The organism is Millisia brevis NBRC 105863 (assembly GCF_001552615.1).
Classification (GTDB): domain Bacteria; phylum Actinomycetota; class Actinomycetes; order Mycobacteriales; family Mycobacteriaceae; genus Millisia; species Millisia brevis.
Genome location: NZ_BCRN01000005.1, coordinates 163,354 through 184,339, shown reverse-complemented (window position 1 = coordinate 184,339; position 20,986 = coordinate 163,354). Strand labels below are relative to the sequence as shown.

The 20,986-nt window shown below is 69.1% G+C and carries 20 protein-coding genes; 16 read left to right on the top strand and 4 right to left on the bottom strand.

Annotation, left to right across the window (positions count from 1 at the left end; translation table 11 throughout):
- Positions 1-42: 42 nt before the first annotated feature.
- From betT to MB1_RS09110, 4 genes are all read left to right on the top strand, one after another.
- Positions 43-2,094 carry a choline BCCT transporter BetT gene (betT, locus tag MB1_RS09125; protein ID WP_066905959.1) on the top strand — a complete coding sequence of 684 codons (2,052 nt, stop codon included), beginning with the start codon at positions 43-45 and terminating at the stop codon, positions 2,092-2,094.
- Between the two features lie 239 nt (positions 2,095-2,333).
- Positions 2,334-3,137, top strand: a complete 804-nt coding sequence (locus MB1_RS09120) for an SDR family NAD(P)-dependent oxidoreductase (protein ID WP_066905957.1) — start codon at positions 2,334-2,336, stop codon at positions 3,135-3,137.
- An 8-nt stretch (positions 3,138-3,145) separates the two neighbouring features.
- Positions 3,146-4,273, top strand: a complete 1,128-nt coding sequence (locus tag MB1_RS09115; protein ID WP_066905955.1) for a DUF5938 domain-containing protein — start codon at positions 3,146-3,148, stop codon at positions 4,271-4,273.
- Between the two features lie 16 nt (positions 4,274-4,289).
- The gene (locus tag MB1_RS09110) at positions 4,290-5,861 is read left to right on the top strand and encodes an AMP-binding protein (protein ID WP_066905953.1); all 1,572 of its coding nucleotides are present in this window, start codon (positions 4,290-4,292) and stop codon (positions 5,859-5,861) included.
- Positions 5,862-5,898: 37 nt separating this feature from the next.
- Here the strand turns inward: MB1_RS09110 and MB1_RS09105 are convergent, their stop codons facing one another.
- Both MB1_RS09105 and MB1_RS09100 read right to left on the bottom strand, forming a co-directional pair.
- Entirely contained in the window at positions 5,899-6,741 is an 843-nt protein-coding gene (locus MB1_RS09105; protein ID WP_066905949.1) for an oxidoreductase, read from the bottom strand.
- Positions 6,742-6,832: 91 nt separating this feature from the next.
- Positions 6,833-7,567, bottom strand: a complete 735-nt coding sequence (locus MB1_RS09100; protein WP_245650113.1) for an AAA family ATPase — start codon at positions 7,565-7,567, stop codon at positions 6,833-6,835.
- A gap of 260 nt (positions 7,568-7,827) precedes the next feature.
- On the opposite strand from MB1_RS09100, the gene MB1_RS09095 reads away from it, so the two are divergent.
- Positions 7,828-9,351, top strand: a complete 1,524-nt coding sequence (locus MB1_RS09095; RefSeq protein WP_245650112.1) for a DEAD/DEAH box helicase — start codon at positions 7,828-7,830, stop codon at positions 9,349-9,351.
- A gap of 9 nt (positions 9,352-9,360) precedes the next feature.
- Here MB1_RS09095 and MB1_RS09090 read toward each other — a convergent pair whose 3' ends face one another.
- Positions 9,361-9,759, bottom strand: coding sequence for a PPOX class F420-dependent oxidoreductase (locus MB1_RS09090; protein WP_066905947.1), 399 nt, complete (start codon positions 9,757-9,759; stop codon positions 9,361-9,363).
- A 155-nt stretch (positions 9,760-9,914) separates the two neighbouring features.
- Here MB1_RS09090 and MB1_RS09085 point away from each other — a divergent pair, with 155 nt between their 5' ends.
- The 10 genes from MB1_RS09085 (at position 9,915) to MB1_RS09040 (ending at position 19,159) form a co-directional block, all read left to right on the top strand.
- On the top strand, positions 9,915-10,436 hold the full coding sequence (locus MB1_RS09085) for a DUF6328 family protein (RefSeq protein WP_066906279.1): 522 nt from the start codon (positions 9,915-9,917) through the stop codon (positions 10,434-10,436).
- Between the two features lie 9 nt (positions 10,437-10,445).
- Entirely contained in the window at positions 10,446-11,417 is a 972-nt protein-coding gene (locus MB1_RS09080; RefSeq protein WP_066905945.1) for a DNA polymerase domain-containing protein, read from the top strand.
- Between the two features lie 189 nt (positions 11,418-11,606).
- A complete protein-coding gene (locus MB1_RS09075; RefSeq protein ID WP_066905943.1) occupies positions 11,607-12,131 on the top strand; it encodes an MSMEG_0572/Sll0783 family nitrogen starvation response protein in 525 nt (174 codons plus the stop codon).
- A gap of 26 nt (positions 12,132-12,157) precedes the next feature.
- On the top strand, positions 12,158-13,057 hold the full coding sequence (locus MB1_RS09070; protein ID WP_066905941.1) for a carbon-nitrogen hydrolase family protein: 900 nt from the start codon (positions 12,158-12,160) through the stop codon (positions 13,055-13,057).
- Positions 13,050-13,355 carry an MSMEG_0570 family nitrogen starvation response protein gene (locus MB1_RS09065; RefSeq protein ID WP_066905939.1) on the top strand — a complete coding sequence of 102 codons (306 nt, stop codon included), beginning with the start codon at positions 13,050-13,052 and terminating at the stop codon, positions 13,353-13,355. The genes MB1_RS09070 and MB1_RS09065 overlap by 8 nt, the downstream gene beginning before the upstream one ends.
- Complete coding sequence (locus tag MB1_RS09060) at positions 13,352-14,641, top strand: MSMEG_0569 family flavin-dependent oxidoreductase (RefSeq protein WP_066905937.1); 1,290 nt, start codon at positions 13,352-13,354, stop codon at positions 14,639-14,641. The genes MB1_RS09065 and MB1_RS09060 overlap by 4 nt, the downstream gene beginning before the upstream one ends.
- 16 nt (positions 14,642-14,657) lie before the next feature.
- On the top strand, positions 14,658-15,713 hold the full coding sequence (locus tag MB1_RS09055) for an MSMEG_0568 family radical SAM protein (protein ID WP_066905935.1): 1,056 nt from the start codon (positions 14,658-14,660) through the stop codon (positions 15,711-15,713).
- A 1-nt stretch (position 15,714) separates the two neighbouring features.
- On the top strand, positions 15,715-17,145 hold the full coding sequence (locus tag MB1_RS09050) for an MSMEG_0567/sll0787 family protein (RefSeq protein WP_066905933.1): 1,431 nt from the start codon (positions 15,715-15,717) through the stop codon (positions 17,143-17,145).
- A 60-nt stretch (positions 17,146-17,205) separates the two neighbouring features.
- Positions 17,206-18,051, top strand: a complete 846-nt coding sequence (locus MB1_RS09045; protein WP_066905931.1) for a carbon-nitrogen hydrolase family protein — start codon at positions 17,206-17,208, stop codon at positions 18,049-18,051.
- Between the two features lie 4 nt (positions 18,052-18,055).
- Positions 18,056-19,159, top strand: coding sequence for an MSMEG_0565 family glycosyltransferase (locus tag MB1_RS09040; RefSeq protein ID WP_066905929.1), 1,104 nt, complete (start codon positions 18,056-18,058; stop codon positions 19,157-19,159).
- Positions 19,160-19,179: 20 nt separating this feature from the next.
- On the opposite strand, the gene MB1_RS09035 is transcribed toward MB1_RS09040, so the two are convergent.
- A complete protein-coding gene (locus tag MB1_RS09035; protein WP_066905927.1) occupies positions 19,180-20,094 on the bottom strand; it encodes a universal stress protein in 915 nt (304 codons plus the stop codon).
- A gap of 202 nt (positions 20,095-20,296) precedes the next feature.
- Between MB1_RS09035 and MB1_RS09030 the strand changes: the two genes are divergently transcribed.
- A complete protein-coding gene (locus MB1_RS09030) occupies positions 20,297-20,884 on the top strand; it encodes a TetR/AcrR family transcriptional regulator (protein WP_084351360.1) in 588 nt (195 codons plus the stop codon).
- The last annotated feature ends 102 nt before the right edge of the window (positions 20,885-20,986 follow it).

Sequence of the window (20,986 nt, the reverse complement as noted above, 5' to 3'; positions counted from 1 at the left end):
AGCGCCGCGAGGCGGTGTTCCCGATGAAGGAAGGTCGGATCGATGACCCAACCGCGCAACGAGCCCGTCTCCGATTTTGCGGTGGCGGAGCCGGAAAAACCCCAGTTGAACGTGGTGGTCTTCGCCGGTTCGGCCATCGGTACAGTCCTGGTGGCGCTGTGGGCGATCGTCTTTCCCGACAATGCCTCCACGGTGCTGGGTGCGGTCGTCGGCTGGACCTCGGAGTGGTTCGGCTGGTTCTACGTCCTGTTGGCCTGGGCGATCCTGGTCTTCGTCGTCTACATCGCGCTCTCCCGATACGGCCGCATCCGGATCGGACCCGACCATGCGCGACCGGAATTCAGCACGCTGTCCTGGGCGTCGATGCTCTTCGCTGCCGGTATCGGCACCGACCTGATGTTCTTCGCGGTCGCCGAACCGGTGACCCAGTACCTGGCGCCGCCGAGCGGTGATCCCGAGACGGTCGACGCGGCACGCGAATCCGTCGCGTGGACGCTCTTCCATTACGGCATCAGCGGCTGGGCGATGTACGCCCTCATGGGAATGGCGTTGGGCTACTTCGCCTATCGACTCAAACTGCCGTTGGCGATCCGGTCGGCGCTGTATCCGTTGCTGGGCAAGCGGGTCGACGGGCCGATCGGTGACGCGGTCGATCTCGCGGCGGTGCTCGGCACGATCTTCGGTGTCGCGACGTCCCTGGGCATCGGCGTGGTGATGATCAACGTCGGCCTCGAGGTGACCCTCGGCATCGATGAGGGGTTGCCGGCGCAGATCGCGATGATCGTGCTCGGCGTCGGGGTGGCGACCGTCTCCGCGGTCTCCGGTGTCGATCGCGGCATCAAGCTGCTGTCGGAGTTGAACGTCGTTCTGGCGGTGCTGCTGTCGATCTGGGTCCTGATCGCCGGCAAGACCGAATACCTACTGAACGGTCTGGTCACCAATATCGGTGACTTCCTGCGGCTGTTCCCCGACATGATGTTGCAGACGTTCCCCTACGAGGACACCGGCACCTGGATGAGCGACTGGACGCTCTTCTTCTGGGCGTGGTGGATCGCCTGGGCGTCGTTTGTCGGCATGTTCCTCGCGCGCATCTCCCGGGGGCGGACCCTGCGGGAATTCACGCTCGGCGTGCTGATCATCCCGTTCACCTACATCCTGATGTGGATCTCGATCTACGGAAACGCCGCCCTCGACGTCATTCGCAGCGGCGACGCCGAATTCGGGCTCAACACGATGGACGCCCCCGAACGCGGCTTCTACGCGCTGCTCGAGCAGTACCCGGCGTTCACCCTGATCGCGATCCTCGCGACGGTGACCGCGCTGCTGTTCTACGTCACCTCGGCCGACTCCGCGGCGCTGGTGATGGCGAATCTGACGTCGCGACTGAAGGACCCCCGCCAGGACGCCGCGTCCTTCCCGCGCATCTTCTGGGCGATCGCCACCGGTGTGCTCACCGCCGCGGTGCTGGGTGTCGGCGGCATCCCGGCGTTGCAGAGCGCGACGGTGATCATGGGTCTGCCGTTCGCCTTCGTCATGGTCGCGGTGATGTTCGGACTGCTGCGCTCCCTGCGTCGGGAGGGCACCCGCAGCGACGGCGCCGCCCAGGCGATCCACTCGACGATGTCCAGCCGCAGCGAGACGCTCACCCCCGGCACCTGGCGGGCTCGGTTGAGTCGGGCGCTGGCGTACCCGACGTTGACGCAGGCCGACGAGTACCTGAACGGGACCGTGCGGAGCTCCCTCGAGGAGGTCGCCGCGGAGGTGATGGCCGGCAACGTCGAGGACGCGCCGGAGACGGTTTCGGTGGTCGAGGGATCCGACCCGGAGGACGGCGCGCCCTGCGTGACGCTGACCATCGGCTCCGACGACGATCCGAACGTGCCGGCCTTCCAGTACCAGGTGCACCGCACCGCCGTGGCCATGCCGACGTATGCCGGTCGCGCCCGGCGCGGCGACGACTACTACGGACGGCTCGAGGTCTACCTGAGCACCGGCGGTCAGGGCTACGACATCATGGGCTACAGCTCGTCGCAGATCATCAACGACGTCCTCGACCAGTACGAGCGGCACCTGGAGTTCCTCCGGCTGAGCTGATTCACCGCCTGCCGAGGCGCCACTCCCACGAACCCCCGACCGGTGTCGGGGGTTCGTGCCGTTTCGGGGACGTTTGTCCGCATCGGCGCAGGTGGGGGCCCGGCGGGAAGGGTTTTCGCCGTCGTCTTGACAAGTGTCCAAGGATCTCTTGACGACTGTCAAGAGTGGTGCCACGGTGGAGACGTCCCGGAAGAGATGTGATCGGGACCACACAAATGCGACGCTCAATGAGGAGCTCCATGTCTGTACATGATCTGACCGGCCGCACGGCGCTGGTCACCGGAGGCGCTCGCGGACTGGGACTGGCGATGGCCGAATCCCTGGCGCGGGCAGGCGCGACCGTCGTGATCGGAGACGTTGCCGAGGACAAGGGCCGCACCGCCGCGAAGCAACTCGCGGACACCGGCGCGCAGACCCGATTCGTCCATCTGGACGTCACCGACGAATCGCACTGGGAAAGCGCGGTCGACGAGATCGTCCGGGATACCGGACGTTTGGACATATTGGTCAACAACGCCGGCGTCGAGGTGACCGCGTTGCTGGTCGACATCGCTGTCGCGGAACTGCGCACGATGCTCGACATCAACATCGTCGGCACGATGCTCGGCCTCAAGCACGGCCTGCGCGCCATGCGCCCCGGCGGCGCCGCCGGGAACGGCGGATCGATCGTCAACATCGCCTCGGTCGCCGCGACGATCGCCTTCCCGGGCATCGCCGGCTACTCGGGCACGAAGTCCGCCGTCGACCGGATCACCCGGGTGGCGGCGATGGAATCGGGCAAGCTCGGCTACGGCGTGCGGGTCAATTGTGTCTACCCCGGCCTGGTCGCGACCGCGATGGGGCAGAAGCTGGCCGTCGAAGAAGCCGCATTGGGCCTGTTCCCCTCCCCCGAGGACGCGGTTGCCGCGGTGGTCGACCAGACCCCGCTCGGCCGTCTCGGCGAACCCGACGACATCGCCGATGTCGTCGCCTTCCTGGCGAGCGATGCCGCCCGATTCATGACCGGCGCCGGCCTTTCGGTCGACGGCGGAATGGGAATGTGAGGAAACCCGTGACCACCAAGCCCGTCATCGTCTACGGCGCCTCCGGCTATACCGGCCGGCTGATCTGCGAATACCTGCGCGAGTACAACGTCCCGTTCATCGCCGCCGGACGCAGCAAGGACAAGCTCACCGAGGCCCTCGAACGGCACGTCGCCGGCGTCGAGACCGCCGATTTCGACATCCACGAGGTCGAGCACTCCCTCGACTCGCTGACCGAATTGTTCAGCGGCGCTTCGGTGGTGCTCAACACCGTCGGCCCGTTCAGCAAGTGGGGCCCGGTCGTCGTCGAAGCGGCGCTGGCCTCCGGGGTGCACTACACCGACACCACCGGCGAGCAGGACTGGTTGATCACCTGCGACGAACAGTACGGCGCGGACTTCGCCGCCAAGGGACTGCTGCTCTCGCCCGGCCTCGCGCAGATGTACACCACCGGCGAGATCGCCGCTCAGATCTGTTTGGAAACACCGGGTTTGGACACCCTGGACATTGCGGTCTTCTGGGGCGGCAGCCCGACGATCGCCTCGACCCAGACGATCCTGGTCAACGCCGCCACCTCGCGGGCGCACTACCTCGAGCAGAACCGCTACGTCGAGTTCGACCCCGCCCAGGGGCTCGTTCCCCTGGTGGTCCCCGGTCAGCACGAGCTCGCGCAGTCGTTGCCCTGGGGCGGCACCAGCCATCCGGTGTGGTTCAAGCGCGATCCCCGGGTGGCGAATGTGAAGGCCCAGGGCGGCGTCTTCAATGCCGCTCTGATGAACGGTGTTCCGCAGATCGTCGCCGGCGCCCTGGAGGCGACCAAGGATATGAACGAGGCGGATCGCGATGCCGCGCTCGAGCAGACCGCGGCGCAGGTGATGAACACCATGCCACCGCGCGAGAACGCCCGGATCAACAAGTCGCTCGATTCCGTGCACGCCTCCGGGCCGCTCGGGCGGGCACATTGCGTGATCCACGGCAACCAGAACTACAAGCAGACCGGCCTGCTGCAGGCCTTCGCCGCCCAGTGGCTGATCCAGCAGCCGCCGCTGCGCACCGGATTCGCGTCCGGCTGTCAGGCCTTCGGGCATCGAGAACTGCTCGGACAGCTGCGGGCCTTCGGGCTGGTGGCCGATCCGGTGCTGACCGTGCAGGCCTGATCGGGGGCACGCGTCGATGAGACTGGTCGATTACCTCGACAAGGGTGCGAGTCTGGGCCCGGACGCGGCGTGCCTACGGGCCGGCGATCGAGTCATGAGTTACCGCCAGGTACAACAGCTCTCGGACGAGGTCGCCCGGGCGCTGATCGGTAGCGGGATCGCTCCGGGCGATTCGGTGGCGATCCTGTCCTCCAACGACCCGGTGGCCTTCTCCTGTGTCTTCGGCATCTCGCGGGCCGGCGGGGTGTGGTGTCCGATCAATCCGCGCAACGAGGCGCGGGAGAATCGGCAACTGCTCGAATTGATGGGCTGCCGGGCGCTGCTCTTCCAGCGGGCGTACGCCGACCTGGTCGCGCAGATCCTGCCCGACCTGCCGGAGTTGACGGTGGTGGTCTGCCTCGACGCCGACGGCGATCCACCGGCCGGGGCGCTCGACTTCGCTCGCTGGACGGCCGACGCCCCGGCCGCGCAACGCACCGACGGTGGGTGGGTGACGGTCGACCCGGTCGACGACGTCGCGATGATCGTCGGCACCGGCGGGACAACGGGTGTGCCGAAGGGGGTGCGGCTGTCCGGCCGCAACCTGGAGACGATGAGCTCGATCGTCCTGATGTGCTATCCGTTCCCCTTCGGGCACGGCCGGCCGGTCTACCTGGCGCTCGCCCCGCTCACCCACGCCGCCGGGGTGCTCGCCTTCCCGGTGCTGACGCTCGGCGGCGAGATCGTCATCATGGCGCATCCCGACATCGGGGAGTTCCTGCATCTGATCGAGGAGCATCGGGTCACCCATACGATGCTGCCGCCGACGTTGCTGTACATGGCGTTGGCTCACCCGGACATTGACACGGTCGATACCTCGTCGCTGCAATGCTTCTGGTACGGATCGGCGCCGATGTCCGCCGCGAAGCTCGAGCAGGCGCTGGTGCGATTCGGCCCGGTGATGGCCCAGTACTTCGGGCAGACCGAGGCGCCGATGGTCGCCACCACGATGGGTCCGGCCGACCATTACCGGCCGGACGGATCGATCGCGACCGAGCGGCTGGCCAGCGCCGGCCGAGCGGCCCCGGTGGTGACGCTGGCGATCATGGACGACGAAGGGCGACAGCAACCTTCGGGGGAACGCGGGGAGATCGTGCTGCGCAGTTCCCTGGTGATGGAGGGCTATCACAACAATCCTGCGGCGACCGCGGAGGCGTCGGCCTTCGGGTGGCACCACACCGGTGACATCGGGTACCTCGACGAGGACGGCTTCCTGTTCATCGTCGACCGCGCCAAGGACATGATCATCACCGGCGGGTTCAACGTCTATTCGACCGAGGTCGAGCAGGCGGTGATGGAGCACCCCGACGTCCAGGATTGTGCGGTCTTCGGTGTCCCCGATGAGAAGTGGGGTGAACGGGTCACCGCGGTGGTCCAACCGCGGGCCGGTGCCACGATCGACACCGCCGAGTTGCACACCTTCGTGCGTGCCCGCGTCGGCGGGGTCAAGGCGCCGAAGGAGTACTTCCTGTGGAGCGATCTGCCGCGCTCCAAGGTCGGCAAGGTGCTCAAGCGCGACATTCGGGAGTCGGTGCTGGGCGGGGTCTGACCTCGCCGGGCAACCGGTGAGCGAAGGGCGGAGCGGATCAGCCGGCGGCGGCTGATCCGCTCCGTTCGCGCAGAGCCAGTCCGATCACCGCGTCGAAGAAGCGATCCGGCAGCAGCCGACGGGCGATCACGGCCGGCTTCGCGCCCGCGCCGATCGCATAGCGGGTGCGCGGGCGCTTCGCGGTGACCGCCTTGGCGATGGCATTGGCGACCACCGACGGCGGGGAGGCCAGTCGGGTCTCCCGGCCGAGCACATTTGCCAGCCGGGTCGCGGCGCCCGCGTAGGGGCCGGTCCCCGAGGTCTTGCGCAGGTTCTCGGCCGCGATGCCGCCCCACTCGGTGCGGATGCCACCCGGTTCGATCACGACCACCCGGATACCGAAGGGATTGACCTCCACCCGCAGACAGTCGCTGAGCGCCTCGAGCGCGAACTTGGTGGCGTGGTACCAGCCGCCGAAGGGGGTGTAGATCTTGCCGCCCATCGAGCTGACGTTGACGATCGTGCCCGACCGCTGAGCCCGCATATGCGGCAGCACCGCCTGCACCAACTGCATCGCGCCGAAGACGTTGACGTCGAATTGGGCCTGCGCCTCCTGCGGCGGCACGTCCTCGATCGCACCGTAGGAGCCGTAGCCGGCGTTGTTGACCAACACGTCGATGCGCCCGGTCTCGGTGACGATCGTGTCGACCGCCGCCCGGCAGGAGTCCTGATCGGTGACGTCGAGCGCCAGCACGCGAATGCCGCTGTCGGCCAGAGCCTGCATGCGGTCGACGCGTCGGGCGGCGCCGTAGACGCTGAATCCGTGCTTCTGCAGCGTCCGCGCGGTCTGTTCGCCGATACCCGACGATGCCCCGGTCACCAGGGCCACCTGCTGCGCCATAACGTCCCCCGTCGATCACGTCGGTGTGTGGTGCGACTGCATCCCGGCTTCGAGTGTAGGACCGTTCGAGCGCGCGGAGGCGGCGATGCCCTCAGCCCCGCAGGTACCTGAGGTATCCGTCCGGATTGTCGAGGAAGCGGCGCCAATTTGCGGTGAGGCTCAACGAATCCCACCTTTCCTCCCGAATGCCCCATGGGCCGAATTCGAGCAGGTGCGCACCGGGAATCGCGGCCAGCAGCGGTGAATGGGTGGCCAGCACGACCTGCGAGCCGGCCGCGGCCAGATCGACCAATATCGCGATCAGGGCCAGGCTCGCCTGAAACGACAATGCCGCGTCGGGCTCGTCCAGCAGAAAGAAGCCGCGCGACGACAGCTTGTTCTGCAGGATCCGCATGAGGCCCTCGCCGTGCGAGAGTTCGTGATAGGCCGGGTCGCCGCCGCCCGGGTTGTTCTCCAGGTAGGTGTAGAGACCGTGCAGCGTCTCGTCGCGCAGGAAGTACGCCCACCGCGGCGCGCCGGGGCTGCGATGCGCCTGCAATTCCAGTCCGGTCGGCTCGCTGGGGCGGCCGGCGAATCGTGCCCCGGACGACCCACCGCCCTCCGGGTTCACACCGACTGCGCGAGCGATCATTTCGATGACGGTCGACTTGCCCGAGCCGTTCTCGCCGACCAGCACCGTGACCCCGGGAGGCAGGTTCAGGCCGGCGGAGACGATCTGCTCGACGGCGGGAACCGTTCGTGGCCAGGATGTTTCGGGAACCGCGGGCAGCGATTCGGCGAGGACCGAGAAACCGCGGATCGGTTGGCGGCGCAGGTCGCGGGGCACCGGCTCAGGCTAGCGGCAGAACCCGACACCGACCGGTAGTTCCGTGGGACCGACCACCCCGGTGGGCAGGTCGTGCGCCGGGTCACTGTTTCGCGGTTTGCGGCCCGAACCTGCTAGCGTGGAGGAGATCCGTACGTAGCCAACCCGCCGCGGACGGGCCGCCTGTCGCAGCTCGGCTCCTCATATGCACAGCTCCAGGCGATGTCACCCGCACCCCGTCGGGCCGGCACGGGCGGGACGAATCAAGGATCGAGTCAGTTTTGTCGAACGACAGCTTTGCCCAGTTTGGGCTGCCCACCTCCATTCTCCGTGTCCTCGACGACGCGGGAATCACCACCCCCACGCCGATTCAGTTGGCGACCCTCCCGGACTCCCTGGCCGGACGCGACCTGCTCGGTCGCGGCCGCACCGGCTCCGGCAAGACCTATGCCTTCTCCATTCCGCTGGTCACCCGGCTCGCGGCCGGTCGCCCCGCCCGGCCGGGCCACCCCCGCGGGCTGGTCCTGGCGCCCACCCGTGAGCTGGTCACCCAGATCATGCAGACCCTGCGCCCGATGACCGACGCGGCCGGGCTGCGGGTGACGACCATCTTCGGTGGCGTCGGCCAGAACCCGCAGGTCTCGGCGCTGCGCGGCGGTGTCGACATCGTCGTCGCGTGCCCCGGCCGGCTCGAGGACCTGATCAAGCAGGGCCACGTCAGCCTGGACGCGATCGAGATCACCGTGCTCGACGAGGCCGATCACATGGCGGACCTGGGCTTCCTGCCCGCCGTGACCCGGCTGCTGTCGGCCACCCCGACCGGCGGCCAGCGGATGCTCTTCTCGGCCACCCTCGACAAGGCGATCGACACCCTGGTGCGGCGCTTCCTCAATCGGCCCGCCACCCACGAGGCCGACAGCGTCGAGGGCACGCCGGTGCAGATGACCCATCATCTGCTGCACGTCGCCAAGGATCAGCACCTCGCGATCCTCGCCGACCTGACCGCCGGCCCCGGCCGCACCGTGGTGTTCACCCGGACCAAGTACGGCGCGAAGGCGCTCGCCCGGCGCCTCAACAAGGCCGGTGTGCCCGCGGTCGAGCTGCACGGCAACCTGGGACAGAACGCGCGTACCCGCAATCTCGCGGCCTTCCACGCCGGTGAGGCCCAGACCCTGGTGGCCACCGACGTCGCCGCGCGCGGCATCCACGTCGACGACGTCGCCCTGGTCATCCACGCCGATCCGCCGGCCGAGCACAAGGCCTACCTGCACCGTTCCGGGCGTACCGCGCGGGCCGGTGCCGAGGGCACCGTCGTGACCCTCGTCCTGCCGGACCAGGTCCGCGACGTCAACTCGTTGACCCGGGCGGCCGGCATCCGGCCGAAGGTGACCCGCATCGCCGGCGCCGACCATCCGGTGCTGCAGGAACTGGTGCCCGGCGAGCGCACCCTGGTGCCGGGCGGCTACGTCCCGGCGCCGCCCGCCGCCGCGAACCCGGCTCCGAAGGACGAGGCGGCCGGTGAGGGTCGCCGTCGTCGGCGTCCCGGACGCGGTCGTCGCGGCGGTGGAAGCGGTGAGAACTCCGGTGGTCAGCAGGCGGGTCGGTCGCGGCAGCCGCAGGCGAACGGTGGTTCACGGGCGCAGGCCGGCGGGAATCGTCAGCCGCAGGCAGCCGGAAACCGTCAGCCGCAGGCCGGCGGGCAGCGCCAGGCCCGCTCCACGGGCGGCCGCGGCGGTCGCACCGGATCGACGCAGTCGGCGGGTCGTTCCGCCGGCGCCGGTCGGGGCAACCGCCGGGCCAACTGAGCGTCCCGCTCAGCCGTTGGTGATCACGCGGACCGGGGTCAGTCGAGCGACGACCCGGTCCGCGAGCGGCACTCCGGCCGCTTCCGGATTCGCGCCGTAGTGGCCGAAGATCTTGTGCAGGAACGACAGGTCCGCGTCGTCGTGGGTGATCGTCACGTCCCCGCGGATTTCGAGCGTCCGGAACGGGTTGGTCGGATCGATGAAGAACAGGGTGGCGTGCGGATCGCGCAGCAGGTTCTTGGTCTTCTGCCGGCCGAGTGTGAGCGAGGTGGCGAGGGTGTCGCCCTCGGCCAGGTACCAGATCGCGGTGACCTGCGGGTACCCGTTGGCACCGATCGTGCTCAGCGACGCCACCCCGGCGGCGTCGACCAGATCGCGGTGGGAGGCGGGAATCTCGACGGCGGACATGCTTCTCCTGTGCGTGTAGTAGTTGCGGCATCAATCTAATCGACGCTCGTTCGGTCGCCCATGGTTCGGATCGGCAGGGCGTCGAATACCGCCGCCGGTCCGGTCCTCGGCGGTATCGCACCCCCGCTCCGGTGCGGGTGGTCCAGAATGTGGTGATGGCAAGCGCCGAGCAACCCGCCCCGGATCCCGTGCCGTCCGGTGGCGGGTATCTGCGCGACGAACCGAAGGCGCAGCGACTCGACCGCAATTTCGGCGAACTGCTCCAGGAGTTGCGGGTCGCCCAGGCCGGCGTCCAGATCCTCTTCGCCTTCCTGCTGTCGCTCACCTTCCAGGCGCGCTTCGCCACGGTCGATACCTTTCAGATGAACGTCTACCTGGCCACGCTGCTCAGCGCCGCGCTCGCGGCGATCTGCTTCACCGGACCGGTTGCCGCCCACCGCGTGCTGTTCCGCCGGGGAGTCAAGGACTACCTGGTGCGGTACAGCACCCGCGCCGCGGTCGCCGGACTGGTCTTCCTGGCGATCACCGTCATCGGCGGCGTGCTGTTGGTGGTCGACGTCCTGACCACCCGGACCACCGCGTTCGCCGTCGCGGGCGGGTTGGTGGTCTTCGGGTTTGTCGTCTGGGTGGTCGTGCCGTTTCGCATGCGCCGTCACGGCGTCGAGCGCGGTCGGTGAGGAGCGGATATGGCACGCGAACGGAAGGTCGAACAGCGTGACGGGGTCGAACTGACCAATCTCGACCAGCCGCTCGGCGGAGGTACGGCCGAGGGTGCACCACCTATCACCAAACGCGACCTGGTCGACTACCTCGACGTCTTCGCCGATCGGCTCGTGCCGAACCTCGCCGACCGCGCCCTGTCGGTGATCCGCGTGCGGCCCGGCAGTGACCCGTTCATGCAGAAGAACCTGCCCGCCTACGCGCCCGCCTGGATTCCGCGGATCGCGGTGGAGGCGGCGGCGTCGCGGCGCACCGTGCAGTACCCGATCTGCGGGGACCGTCGCACGCTGCTGTGGCTGGCCAATCAGCGTGCCGTCGAATACCACCCGGCGGTGATCGACATCCACGGTCGGCAGGATCGGCTGATCATCGACCTCGACCCGCCGGAGGGTGCCGCATTCTCCGCCGTGGTCACGGCCGCCCATGCCGTGCGGGCGACGCTCGATGCCTCCGGGCTGCGAGGCGCCGTCAAGACCAGTGGATCGAAGGGGATCCACATCGTCGTGCCGATCGATACCGCCGACCCCGTCGACGTCGCCGCCGCCACCCGCGCGTTGGCGCATCGCGCCGCGCAGGCCGATCCCGCGCACACCACCGTTGCGTACGTGAAGGACGAGCGCGAGGGCAAGGTCTTCATCGACTCCACCCGCGCCGGTGGCGCCACCATCGCCGCGGCCTATACGCCGCGCCTGCGGCCCGGTCTACCGGTCTCCTTCCCGCTGACCTGGGACGGCCTCGACTCCTTCGCGCCGGGCTCGGCAACGATTGCCACCGCCGCACGGCTGCTCGGGGATACCGATCCGTGGCGCGATAATATGCCTGCACCGCAACCACTTCCGGATGATCTGATCGCGCAGGGGCATACGATTCCGATCGCCCGGGTCGCCGCGATGCACGCCGCGAAACGCCGTCGCGCCGCGGAGCGCACGGCCGACTGACCCGGGCCGATTGTTACGTCGCCGGATGCACAGTTATTCCAGCGGTAACCATTCGGAAACACACCCCGAGTGGAATGGCTGATGTAGCCATTCGGAGCAGCGTCGCTCGCCCGCTCATCTCCGCCGACCCTGCCGTCGGCAGTCACGTTTCGACGGATATGCCGCCATCACACCCTTCTGGAGAGATACGTGTCCCCTTTCGACGACACCATCACCGAGAACATCGCGAAGTCCATCGCCGAGATCCCGCACCCGTCGTTGCCCAAGGGCTCCAACATCTACGGATCCACCAAGATCTTCCCCGACTACCAGGCCGAGAACGGTGAAACCTATTTCACCCTGGTGCACGGCATCGCGCACGAGTCCTCGGTGTCGTTCGTCGCGGTCCTGCAGGCCACCCGGGCGCTGCGCAAGGGATTCGAGTCGGCGATCTACTTCTACGGTCCCGGTGCGATCAACTGCCTTGCCACACGCGGCTTTCCGAAGACCGGCGACTCCGGATTCCCCGGCGAGCAGAACATCAACGACGCCCTGGCCACCTTCATCTCCGAGGGCGGCACCGTCTTCTGCTGCCGCTTCGGCCTGGCCCTGCACGGCGGCCGCGAGGAGGACCTCATCGAAGGTGTGATCCCCGCGCATCCCCTGGACGTCCAGGACGCCGTGATCCACTACGCCCGCAAGGGCGCGATCATCAACTCCACCTACATGGTGTGAGCCGAATCTGTTGAGGATGAACCGATATGACCACCGTTGCAGCGGTTTCGGCCAACTTCGGCCGTGACCTGGAAGACAACTACGCGACGATCCGGGCGTACGTCGAGCAGGCCCGCGAGCGGGGAGTGCAGCTGCTGGTCTTCCCCGAGGCCGCGATCGGCGGCTACCTCTCGTCGTTGGGCAATCACGGCGACACGGTGAAGACCACCAGCCGCTCACTGCCCCCGGCGATCCGGCTCGACGGCCCGGAAATCCAACGGGTGCAGTCGATCATCGGTGACCTGGTCATAGCGATCGGCTTCTGCGAACTCGCCGAGGACGGGCAGACCCGATACAACGCCGCCGCGATCCTGGACGGCAGCCGCATCTACGGCAGCTACCGCAAGGTCCACCAGCCTCTCGGCGAGAATATGTCCTACTCGGCCGGTGACGACTACGGGGTCTTCGAAACGCCCGTCGGGCGCGTGGGTCTGCAGATCTGTTACGACAAGGCGTTTCCCGAGGCGGCGCGGATGATGGCCCTCGGCGGTGCCGAGATCATCGCCAGCCTGTCTGCGTGGCCGGCGGCCCGGACGGCGACCGCGCAGAACCTCCAGGACGACCGGTGGACCTATCGGTTCAACCTCTTCGACACCGCTCGCGCGCTCGACAACCAGGTCTTCTGGATCGCCTCCAACCAGTCCGGGACCTTCGGCTCGCTCCGCTACGTCGGCAACGCCAAGGTCGTCGATCCGGGCGGCAACGTCCTGGCCACCACCCTGCTCGACAGCGGTATGGCCGTCGCCGATATCGATGTGGCACAGACCTTCACCGCGATGCGCGGCGGCATGTTCCACCTGCGCGATCGGCGGCCGGACGCCTACGGCCCGCTGACCGAACTCGACGCCGCGCAGACGGCTGGATGGCGGTCGTTGGCCCATGCCTGAGATGATCGTGGTCGTCCGCTGGCCGGACGGCGCTCTGCAGCAGTGCTATTCACCGAGCCTGGTGATGCACGACCACCTCGAGGTCGACGGTGCGTATACGGTGGCGGACTTCCGCGACCGGTCGACGTGGGCCCTGGCGGAGGCGAGCGAGCGGGTGCGGGCGAAGTACGGCTTCGCCTGCACCGCGGCGGCGGAAACCACCGCCGCCATCGACAGATCCGCCCGACGGTACGCACCCGATGCCGTCGTCCGGGTGGTCTCGATGCAGCCGCCGCTACCGAAGGAGGCGGCGTCATGACCGCCGCCACGCCCCGCGGCGAACACCATCCGGTGGTGATCGTCGGCGGTGGTCAGGCCGGCCTGTCGGTCAGCTGGTATCTCGGCCACGCCGGGATCGACCACCTGGTGCTCGAATCGGGAACCCCGATGCACGCCTGGGCCGATACCCGCTGGGACAACTTCACCCTGGTCACCCCGAATTGGCATTGCCGGCTGCCGGGGTATTCCTACGCCGGACCGGAACCGGACGGATTCATGACCCGCGACCAGGTGGTCGACTGGTTGACCGGCTGGTTGGCGGGCTTCGAACCGCCACTGCGCACCCACACCACGGTCACCCGGCTGACCGGATCGACGATCGGCGGCTTCGACCTCGAGGTCACCGGCCCGGACGGGCCGAGCGTCATCACCTGCGACCGGGTGGTGATCGCGACCGGCGGATATCCACTCCCGGTGCTGCCGGACTTTGCCGGCGCCCTCGATCCCACTGTGCAGCAGATCCATTCGGAGCAATACCGCAACCCGCAGCAACTGCCCGACGGTGCGGTGCTCGTGGTCGGGTCCGGCCAGTCCGGCGCCCAGATCGCCGAGGACCTGCACCTGTCGGGCCGGCAGGTCCACCTGGCCATCGGTAACGCCCCGCGCGTCGCCCGTTTCTATCGCGGCCGCGACGCCATGACGTGGCTGGCCGATATGGGCCTCTACGACACCCCGACGCCCGAATATCCCGGCGGTCGGGCCGCCAGGGAGAAGACCAATCACTACGTCACCGGTCGCGACGGTGGCCGGGACGTCGACCTGCGCCGCTTCGCCGTCGAGGGGATGCGTCTGTACGGCACCCTGATCGACGGCCGCGACACCCGGCTGCGGTTCGCGCCGACACTGACCGACTCGCTCGACCACGCCGACGCGGTCTACAACTCGATCTGTTCCGATATCGACCGGTGGATCGAGCGGCAGGGCATCGACGCCCCACCCGGCGCGCACTACGAGCCGGTCTGGCAGCCGCCGTCCGACCCGGAGTCCCTCGACCTGGCCGAAGCCGGAGTCACCGGCATCATCTGGGCGATCGGCTACCGACCCGACTACCGGTGGATCGAGGCGAGCGCCTTCGACGGCGGCGGACGTCCGATGCAGACCCGCGGCATCACCGAGGTACCCGGCCTCAGCTTCGTCGGACTGCCCTGGATGCACACCTGGGGATCGGGCCGATTCCTGGGCATCGACCGGGATGCGAAGTACGTGGCCGAGCACATTCTGACCGAACTGGGCGGCACCCGCCTGCGCTCGGTCGTCAATCGATAAGCCGAAGGGAGCAGCGATGAGTACCTCCACCCGAGTGGAACTGGCCCTATTGGGCATTCGCGGAACCCCACCGGTACACCGCACCGGCGGGGCCGGGCCGAGCGACGACGGGCACCTGGTCATCGACGGCTTGGCCGCGGCAATTCCACGGAATGCGGACAGCCCCTTCGTCTTCGACGGCGACCGGGTGCTGCGCGACGGCGAGGACATCGGCATCGGCGTCGAGTCGGTCGGGCGGCCGCACTTCTACGACGGCGCAACCGCCGACGGCGTGTCCTACGAAAAGATCGCCCGCCTGCACGGCCGCGACGTCCTGGCGACCACGGTGGTGCAGACCTGCATCCGCTACCGCCGCGACCAGCGCTGCCGCTTCTGCTCGATCGAGGAATCGTTGCGCGTCGGGTCGACCGTCGCGGTCAAATCCCCCGAGCAGATCGCAGAGGTCGCCCGGGCCGCCGTCGATCTCGACGGGGTGCGGCAGATGGTGATGACCACCGGCACGTCCGCGGGCGCCGATCGCGGCGCCCGCCATCTCGCCCGCTGTGTGCGGGCGGTACGGGCCGCGGTCCCCGAACTGCCCATCCAGGTGCAATGCGAGCCCCCGGCCGACCTGAAGGTGTTGACCGATCTGCGCGAGGCGGGTGCCGACGCGATCGGCATCCACGTCGAATCCCTCGACGACGAGGTGCGCCGCCGCTGGATGCCCGGCAAGTCGACCGTCCCGCTGGCGGAATACCACGCCGCCTGGGCCGAGGCGGTGCGCGTCTTCGGCCGCAACCAGGTGTCGACCTATCTGCTGGTCGGTCTGGGCGAGGACCCGGATGAGATGATCACCGGCGCCAAACAACTCGCCGATGCCGGGGTCTACCCGTTCATCGTGCCGTTCCGCCCCCAGCAGGGCACCCTCGCGGTCGACGTCGATCACGCGCCGGCGCCCGAAGCCGCCGTCGTCGAGAAGATCACCCGCGAGGTCGGCGCCCACCTGCGGCTGATCGACATGGCCGGAGCCGACCAGCGGGCCGGCTGCGCGGCCTGCGGCGCCTGCAGCGCCCTGTCGACGATCGGAGGCTGACATGGCCGACCCGCAGCCGCAACACCCCCACCGGGAGTTGTCGATCCTCGCCGGCGCCCCGCCGGTCCGCCCGGACCACCTGGTGACCGTCGCCGACTCGACCGCCGCGCTCGACGCCTATCGCCGGCTGCGGCACGAGGAGTTCGTGGTCCGCCAGGGGCTCTTCACCGGCACCGACCGCGACGACATCGACGACGACCCGCGGGCGATCGTGTTGGTCGCCGCGGCCGGCGACGGCACGATCCTCGGCGGCGTCCGGATCGCCCCGGTATGCGCGCCGGACATCGGCTGGTGGACCGGCAGCCGGTTGGTCGTCGCCGATACCGCGCACGCCCGCGGGGTCGGCGCCGCCCTGATCCGCGCCGCCTGCGCCCGCGTCGAATCCGAGGGGGTACTGCGCTTCGAGGCGACCGTGCAGCAGCGGCATGCCGCGCTGTTCCGGCGGCTCGGCTGGCGCGACGCCGGGGCCGCACCGGCGATCGGCGGCAGCCCACACCTGCTGATGCGGTGGTCGATCGACGCCGTCCAGCGCACCGTCGAGGCGACCAAGGCGATGCTCGCCGACGTGCTCGCCCCGCTCGGCGCGCAGGCCGGGGGCCTCGGACCGGCCGGCTTCCGCGGCGACGACGGCGTGCCGGTCCCGCACAGCGACGTGATCGCCGCCTGCGATGCGATCGTCCCGTCGATGGTCGAACGCGACCCCGAATGGGCCGGCTGGTGCGCGGTGCTGGTCAACATCAACGACCTCAGCGCGATGGGTGCCCGCCCGCTGGGGCTGCTCGACGCCGTCGGCGCACCGACCCGCTCCCATCTGACCCGCATCGTGCGCGGTCTCGCCGCGGCCGCCGCGGCGTGGCGCACCCCCGTGCTCGGCGGCCACACCCAGGTCGGGGTGCCGGCCGCGCTGTCGGTCACCGCCCTGGGCGCGGCCGGTCCGGCGATGCCGGCCGGTGCGGGGCGCGTCGGCGATGTGGTGTCGCTGACCGCCGACCTCGGCGGCGGCTGGCGGCCCGGCTACCGGGGCCGGCAATGGGACTCCACCAGCCGGCGCAGCAGCGAGGAGTTGGTGGCGATGGCCGGACTGACCGCCCGAATGCGCCCACGCGCGGCCAAGGACGTCAGCATGGCCGGTATCGCCGGCACCCTCGGCATGCTCGCGGAGGCCTCCGGTACCGGTGCCGAACTGGACGTCGCGGCGATCCCCCGCCCCCGCGACGCCGCGCCGGGGTCCTGGCTGACCTGCTTCCCCGGCTTCGCCATGCTGACCGCCGACGACGCGACCACGGACCCGACGGCCCGCATCCCGGCGGGCCCGACCAGCACCGCCGCCTGCGGGCGACTGTCCGCCCAACCGGGCGTGCGACTGGTGTGGCCGGACGGCGTCAGCACGGTGGCGGTCGCCTCGACGGTGACCGGACTGGGGGCGGCGTGAAACTGGTGCCGGCGTGAATCGGCGCCGACCGGTATCCGGCCGCTCGAGTAGAGTCTGACCATGTCATCGGTCACCCTCGGGGCGCTGGCCGCCAACTTCGGGCGGGACATCCGGCGCGGGGTATCCAAGGCGGTCGGGATCATCGAAGCGGCCCGCCGCGACGGCGTCGACCTGCTGGTCTTTCCCGACGCGGCCATCGGTGGCTATATCGGCGACCTGCGCTCACCCGATCCGGAGGACCTGCCGCGCGCCCTCGACCCGGACGGCCCCGAACTGGCGGCGATCGCCGAGGCGGCCGGCCCGATGACCGTCTGCATCGGATTCGCCGAGGCCGCTCAGGGCCGCCGCTACAACAGTGCGGCCTGCCTGTCCGGCGACGGACTGCTCGGCATCCACCGCAAGGTGCATCAGCCGGCGGGGGAATCGCTCGCCTACGCGGCGGGAGATTCCTTCCGCGCCTTCGACACCCCGGTCGGGCGCATCGGCATGCTGATCGACTACGACAAGACTTTCCCCGAGTCCGCGCGCACCCTCGCCCTCGACGGGGCTCGGGTGATCGTCGCGCTGTCCGCGTGGCCGGCCAGCGTCACCGACCGCGCCGCCCGTCTGCCCGCCGATCGGCAGTCGCGACTGTTCGACCTGTACGACTGCGCCCGCGCCGCCGAGAACCAGGTCTACGTCGTCTCGTCCAACCTGACCGGCGTCACCGGCTCGCTGCGCTTCCTCGGGCAGGCCAAGATCGTCGGACCCGGCGGAGACGTGCTGGCCACCACCCGATCGAAGGGCGGATTGGCCACCGCCACCGTCGATATCGAGGCCGATACCCAACGCGCCCGCCGGGTGCTCAACCATCTCGAGGAGCTGCGCCCGGAGATCTACCGCTCGCACAACTCGGTCGGATCGTGATCCGATGCGCATCGCGCTGCTGACCTACTCGACGAAACCGCGTGGCGGCGTGGTCCATACGTTGAATCTGGCCGAAGCGCTCGCCGACGCGGGGGCGGTGGTCACCGTCTGGTCGCTCAGTCGCGGCGGCGACGAGGCCTTCTTCCGGCCGGTCGATCCGGCGGTCGAGGTGCGGCTCGTACCGTTCACCGACGTCCCCGACGAAACCATCACCGACCGCATCGTGCGCTCGATCGATACCCTGCGGGATGCCTTCGACCCCAACGCCTTCGACATCGTGCACGCCCAGGACTGCATCAGCGCCAATGCCGTGCAGACCTGCATCCGCACCATCCACCACCTGGATGCCTTCACCACACCGGTCCTGGTCGCCTGCCACGAGAAGGCCGTCGTCGAACCCTATGCGCGGATCTGCGTCTCGCGGGCCGTCGCCGCGGAGGTGACCGCCGGCTGGGGCTTTCACCCGACGGTGATCCCGAACGGGGTCGACTACCGGCGCTTCGCCGATGCCGCCTCCGACGCGGCCGGAGCGGTCGCCACCCGCAGCCGCATGGTCGAGCGCTATGGCCGCTACATCCTCGCGGTCGGCGGGATCGAGCCGCGCAAGGGCAGTATCGATCTGCTCGAGGCATTTGCGTTGCTGCACCGCGATCGGCCGGATCTGTCGCTGGTTTTTGCGGGGGGCGAGACGCTCTTCGACTACCGCGACTATCGCTCCCGGTTCGAGAAGCGCGCCGTCGAGCTGGGAGTCGAACCGATCGTCGTCGGCGCCGTTCCCGAGGACGAGCTTCCGGCGATGGTCGCCGGTTGCGCCGCCTTCGCCTTCCCGTCCACCAAGGAGGGCTTCGGGCTGGCGGCGATGGAGGCGCTCGCGGCCGGACGGCCCGTCGTCGGCCGCGATCTGCCGATCCTGCGGGAGGTCTTCGGGTCCACGATCGACCTCGCGCCGGACGTGCCCGCCCTCGCCGCCGGCCTCGACGCCGCCATTCGGCAGCCCGACGGCGTCCGCCGCGCAGCCGGCCGCGAACTCGCCCGCGCACATACCTGGGAGGCCGCCGCGCGCGCCCATCTCGACTTCTATCGGGCGCACCCGACACCGACGTCCTAGCCGAATGACCCGCAGCCGGGTCAGTGTCCGGCGGAGTCCTCCGCGTCGTCGGTGGTGGCCTCGTGGCCGGAACGACCGCTCTGGACGACGTGCTCGTGGTTCGGCAGCACGACCACCGGGTAGGAACTGCCCCGCACCAGCCGTCCGATCACGTTGCCCAGCAGCAGTCGGCGCATGATCGAGTAGCCGCGGGCCACCACGATCAGGGCGTCGACCTTGAGCGGCAGGTCGGCCAGGGTGCCGGGAATATCGTGATCGACCAGCACGTGTCCGTAGGCGTCGAGGTCGGTGGGGACGCGCGAGCGCGCCCGGGCGACCTGGCGGGCCCCCTCCGGTCGGGCGCCGTCGGTGGCGACGACGGTCACGCATTCGATCTGGGCGTCGATCCGACCGGCGAGGTCGGCGGCGAAGTCGACCGCGCGCAGGCTCTTGTCGGTGTTGTCGACCGCGACGGCCAGTACGCGGAACTGTCGACGGACGGTATGCCGATAGCCGCGCGGCGCGATCACCACCGGAACGGTCGCCGACGCCAGCAGCGAGTGCACCGTCCGGCCGACGGCCAAACGCCCCAGCAGGCCGTGCCCGACCGAGCCGACGACGATCAGATCGGCGCCGACCTGCTTGGCCTCGTCCAGCAGGATCTCCGCCGGCTTGCCGGGGCCGACGATCGAGTACTTGACCTTGTTCTCGGAGTCGGCATCCTCTTCGGCGTCGCGCGCGAGCCGCTTGCGGGCATTGGCGAACCGGCGACGGGCGGTCTTCTCGGCGTCCTGAATCCAGCGCGGATCCGATGCCGCAGCGGCCAGGCCGCCGCCGTCCTCCGGATACGCGGTGACGACGTTCACCCTGCGATCGCCCGCCCGAGCGAAGCGTGCACCGAGCACGAGAGCGTCGTGCCCGCCGGGCGTATCGGTATACCCCACGATGATCGGCACAGCGTCAATCTACGGGACTCGGCCGGTTCCCGCAGGTCACACCGTTTCCGTCGGATGCCGCTCGCCGCCGCTGTTTGCGATCCGAGTCACCTCCTCCCGGGATTCGGTTGACAGCGGGCTGTGGGTGCGGTGATAGTCGTGACATGGACCAGATCGGTCCGGGACCGAATCGGTCCTTCAACACGCAATCGGGGCAGGTGTGGTGAGCGGCGGTTCGGGTGGCGTCCGGGGCCGGTCCGCCGATATCGACGAACGGATTCTCGATATCGCGGCCGGGCTCTTCGCCGTTCATGGATTCGACCGCACCTCCCTCAAGCAGGTCGCCGACGCCGCCGGATACTCGAAGACCGGCCTGCTGCATCGGTTCCCCAGCAAGCAGGCCTTGCTCGAGGCCGTCCGAGCGTTGGCGATTCGTAAACTCGACGAGTTCGGGGGCGTCGCCGCCGACACCGTCGCCGACAGCCACGGCGCCGCCGTGGCAGCGATCATCGAGGGAGCTCTGGACAATCCGGGGCTCGTGCAATTCCTCGTCGACGACATGCAGCGCGCCGACGCGATGAACGCCGGTGGTCAGCCCACGAACGAAAGCGAACTCAAGAAGCGCGGGATGGCGATCATCGGGCTCTTTGCCGGCCCCAATCCCACACGCGAGCAAGAGTTTCGAACGATCCTCGCACTGGAGATGGTCTGCTCCGGTGTCGTCCTTGGCTGCTCCGAGGATCACGGACTACCGCGAGCGGACCTGACACCGTTGTTGTTCGAGGCCGTCGCGCGCATTCTCGACGACTGATCTCGGCCCTGCGGCCGCAACCCCACAACACAACAATTCTCCGCGGGTAACGGGCATGGCGGCCCGTCGCCTTCACTCGACCTCCCTCACGAAGGAATCGAC

What these genes read in the sequence shown, in the direction of transcription:
- betT (WP_066905959.1), top strand. Translation starts at nt 43, where the DNA reads ATGACCCAACCGCGCAACGAGCCCGTCTCCGATTTTGCGGTGGCGGAG.
- MB1_RS09120 (WP_066905957.1), top strand. Translation starts at nt 2,334, where the DNA reads ATGTCTGTACATGATCTGACCGGCCGCACGGCGCTGGTCACCGGAGGC.
- MB1_RS09110 (WP_066905953.1), top strand. Translation starts at nt 4,290, where the DNA reads ATGAGACTGGTCGATTACCTCGACAAGGGTGCGAGTCTGGGCCCGGAC.
- MB1_RS09105 (WP_066905949.1), bottom strand. Translation starts at nt 6,741, where the DNA reads ATGGCGCAGCAGGTGGCCCTGGTGACCGGGGCATCGTCGGGTATCGGC.
- MB1_RS09090 (WP_066905947.1), bottom strand. Translation starts at nt 9,759, where the DNA reads ATGTCCGCCGTCGAGATTCCCGCCTCCCACCGCGATCTGGTCGACGCC.
- MB1_RS09085 (WP_066906279.1), top strand. Translation starts at nt 9,915, where the DNA reads ATGGCAAGCGCCGAGCAACCCGCCCCGGATCCCGTGCCGTCCGGTGGC.
- MB1_RS09080 (WP_066905945.1), top strand. Translation starts at nt 10,446, where the DNA reads ATGGCACGCGAACGGAAGGTCGAACAGCGTGACGGGGTCGAACTGACC.
- MB1_RS09070 (WP_066905941.1), top strand. Translation starts at nt 12,158, where the DNA reads ATGACCACCGTTGCAGCGGTTTCGGCCAACTTCGGCCGTGACCTGGAA.
- MB1_RS09065 (WP_066905939.1), top strand. Translation starts at nt 13,050, where the DNA reads ATGCCTGAGATGATCGTGGTCGTCCGCTGGCCGGACGGCGCTCTGCAG.
- MB1_RS09060 (WP_066905937.1), top strand. Translation starts at nt 13,352, where the DNA reads ATGACCGCCGCCACGCCCCGCGGCGAACACCATCCGGTGGTGATCGTC.
- MB1_RS09055 (WP_066905935.1), top strand. Translation starts at nt 14,658, where the DNA reads ATGAGTACCTCCACCCGAGTGGAACTGGCCCTATTGGGCATTCGCGGA.
- MB1_RS09050 (WP_066905933.1), top strand. Translation starts at nt 15,715, where the DNA reads ATGGCCGACCCGCAGCCGCAACACCCCCACCGGGAGTTGTCGATCCTC.
- MB1_RS09045 (WP_066905931.1), top strand. Translation starts at nt 17,206, where the DNA reads ATGTCATCGGTCACCCTCGGGGCGCTGGCCGCCAACTTCGGGCGGGAC.
- MB1_RS09040 (WP_066905929.1), top strand. Translation starts at nt 18,056, where the DNA reads ATGCGCATCGCGCTGCTGACCTACTCGACGAAACCGCGTGGCGGCGTG.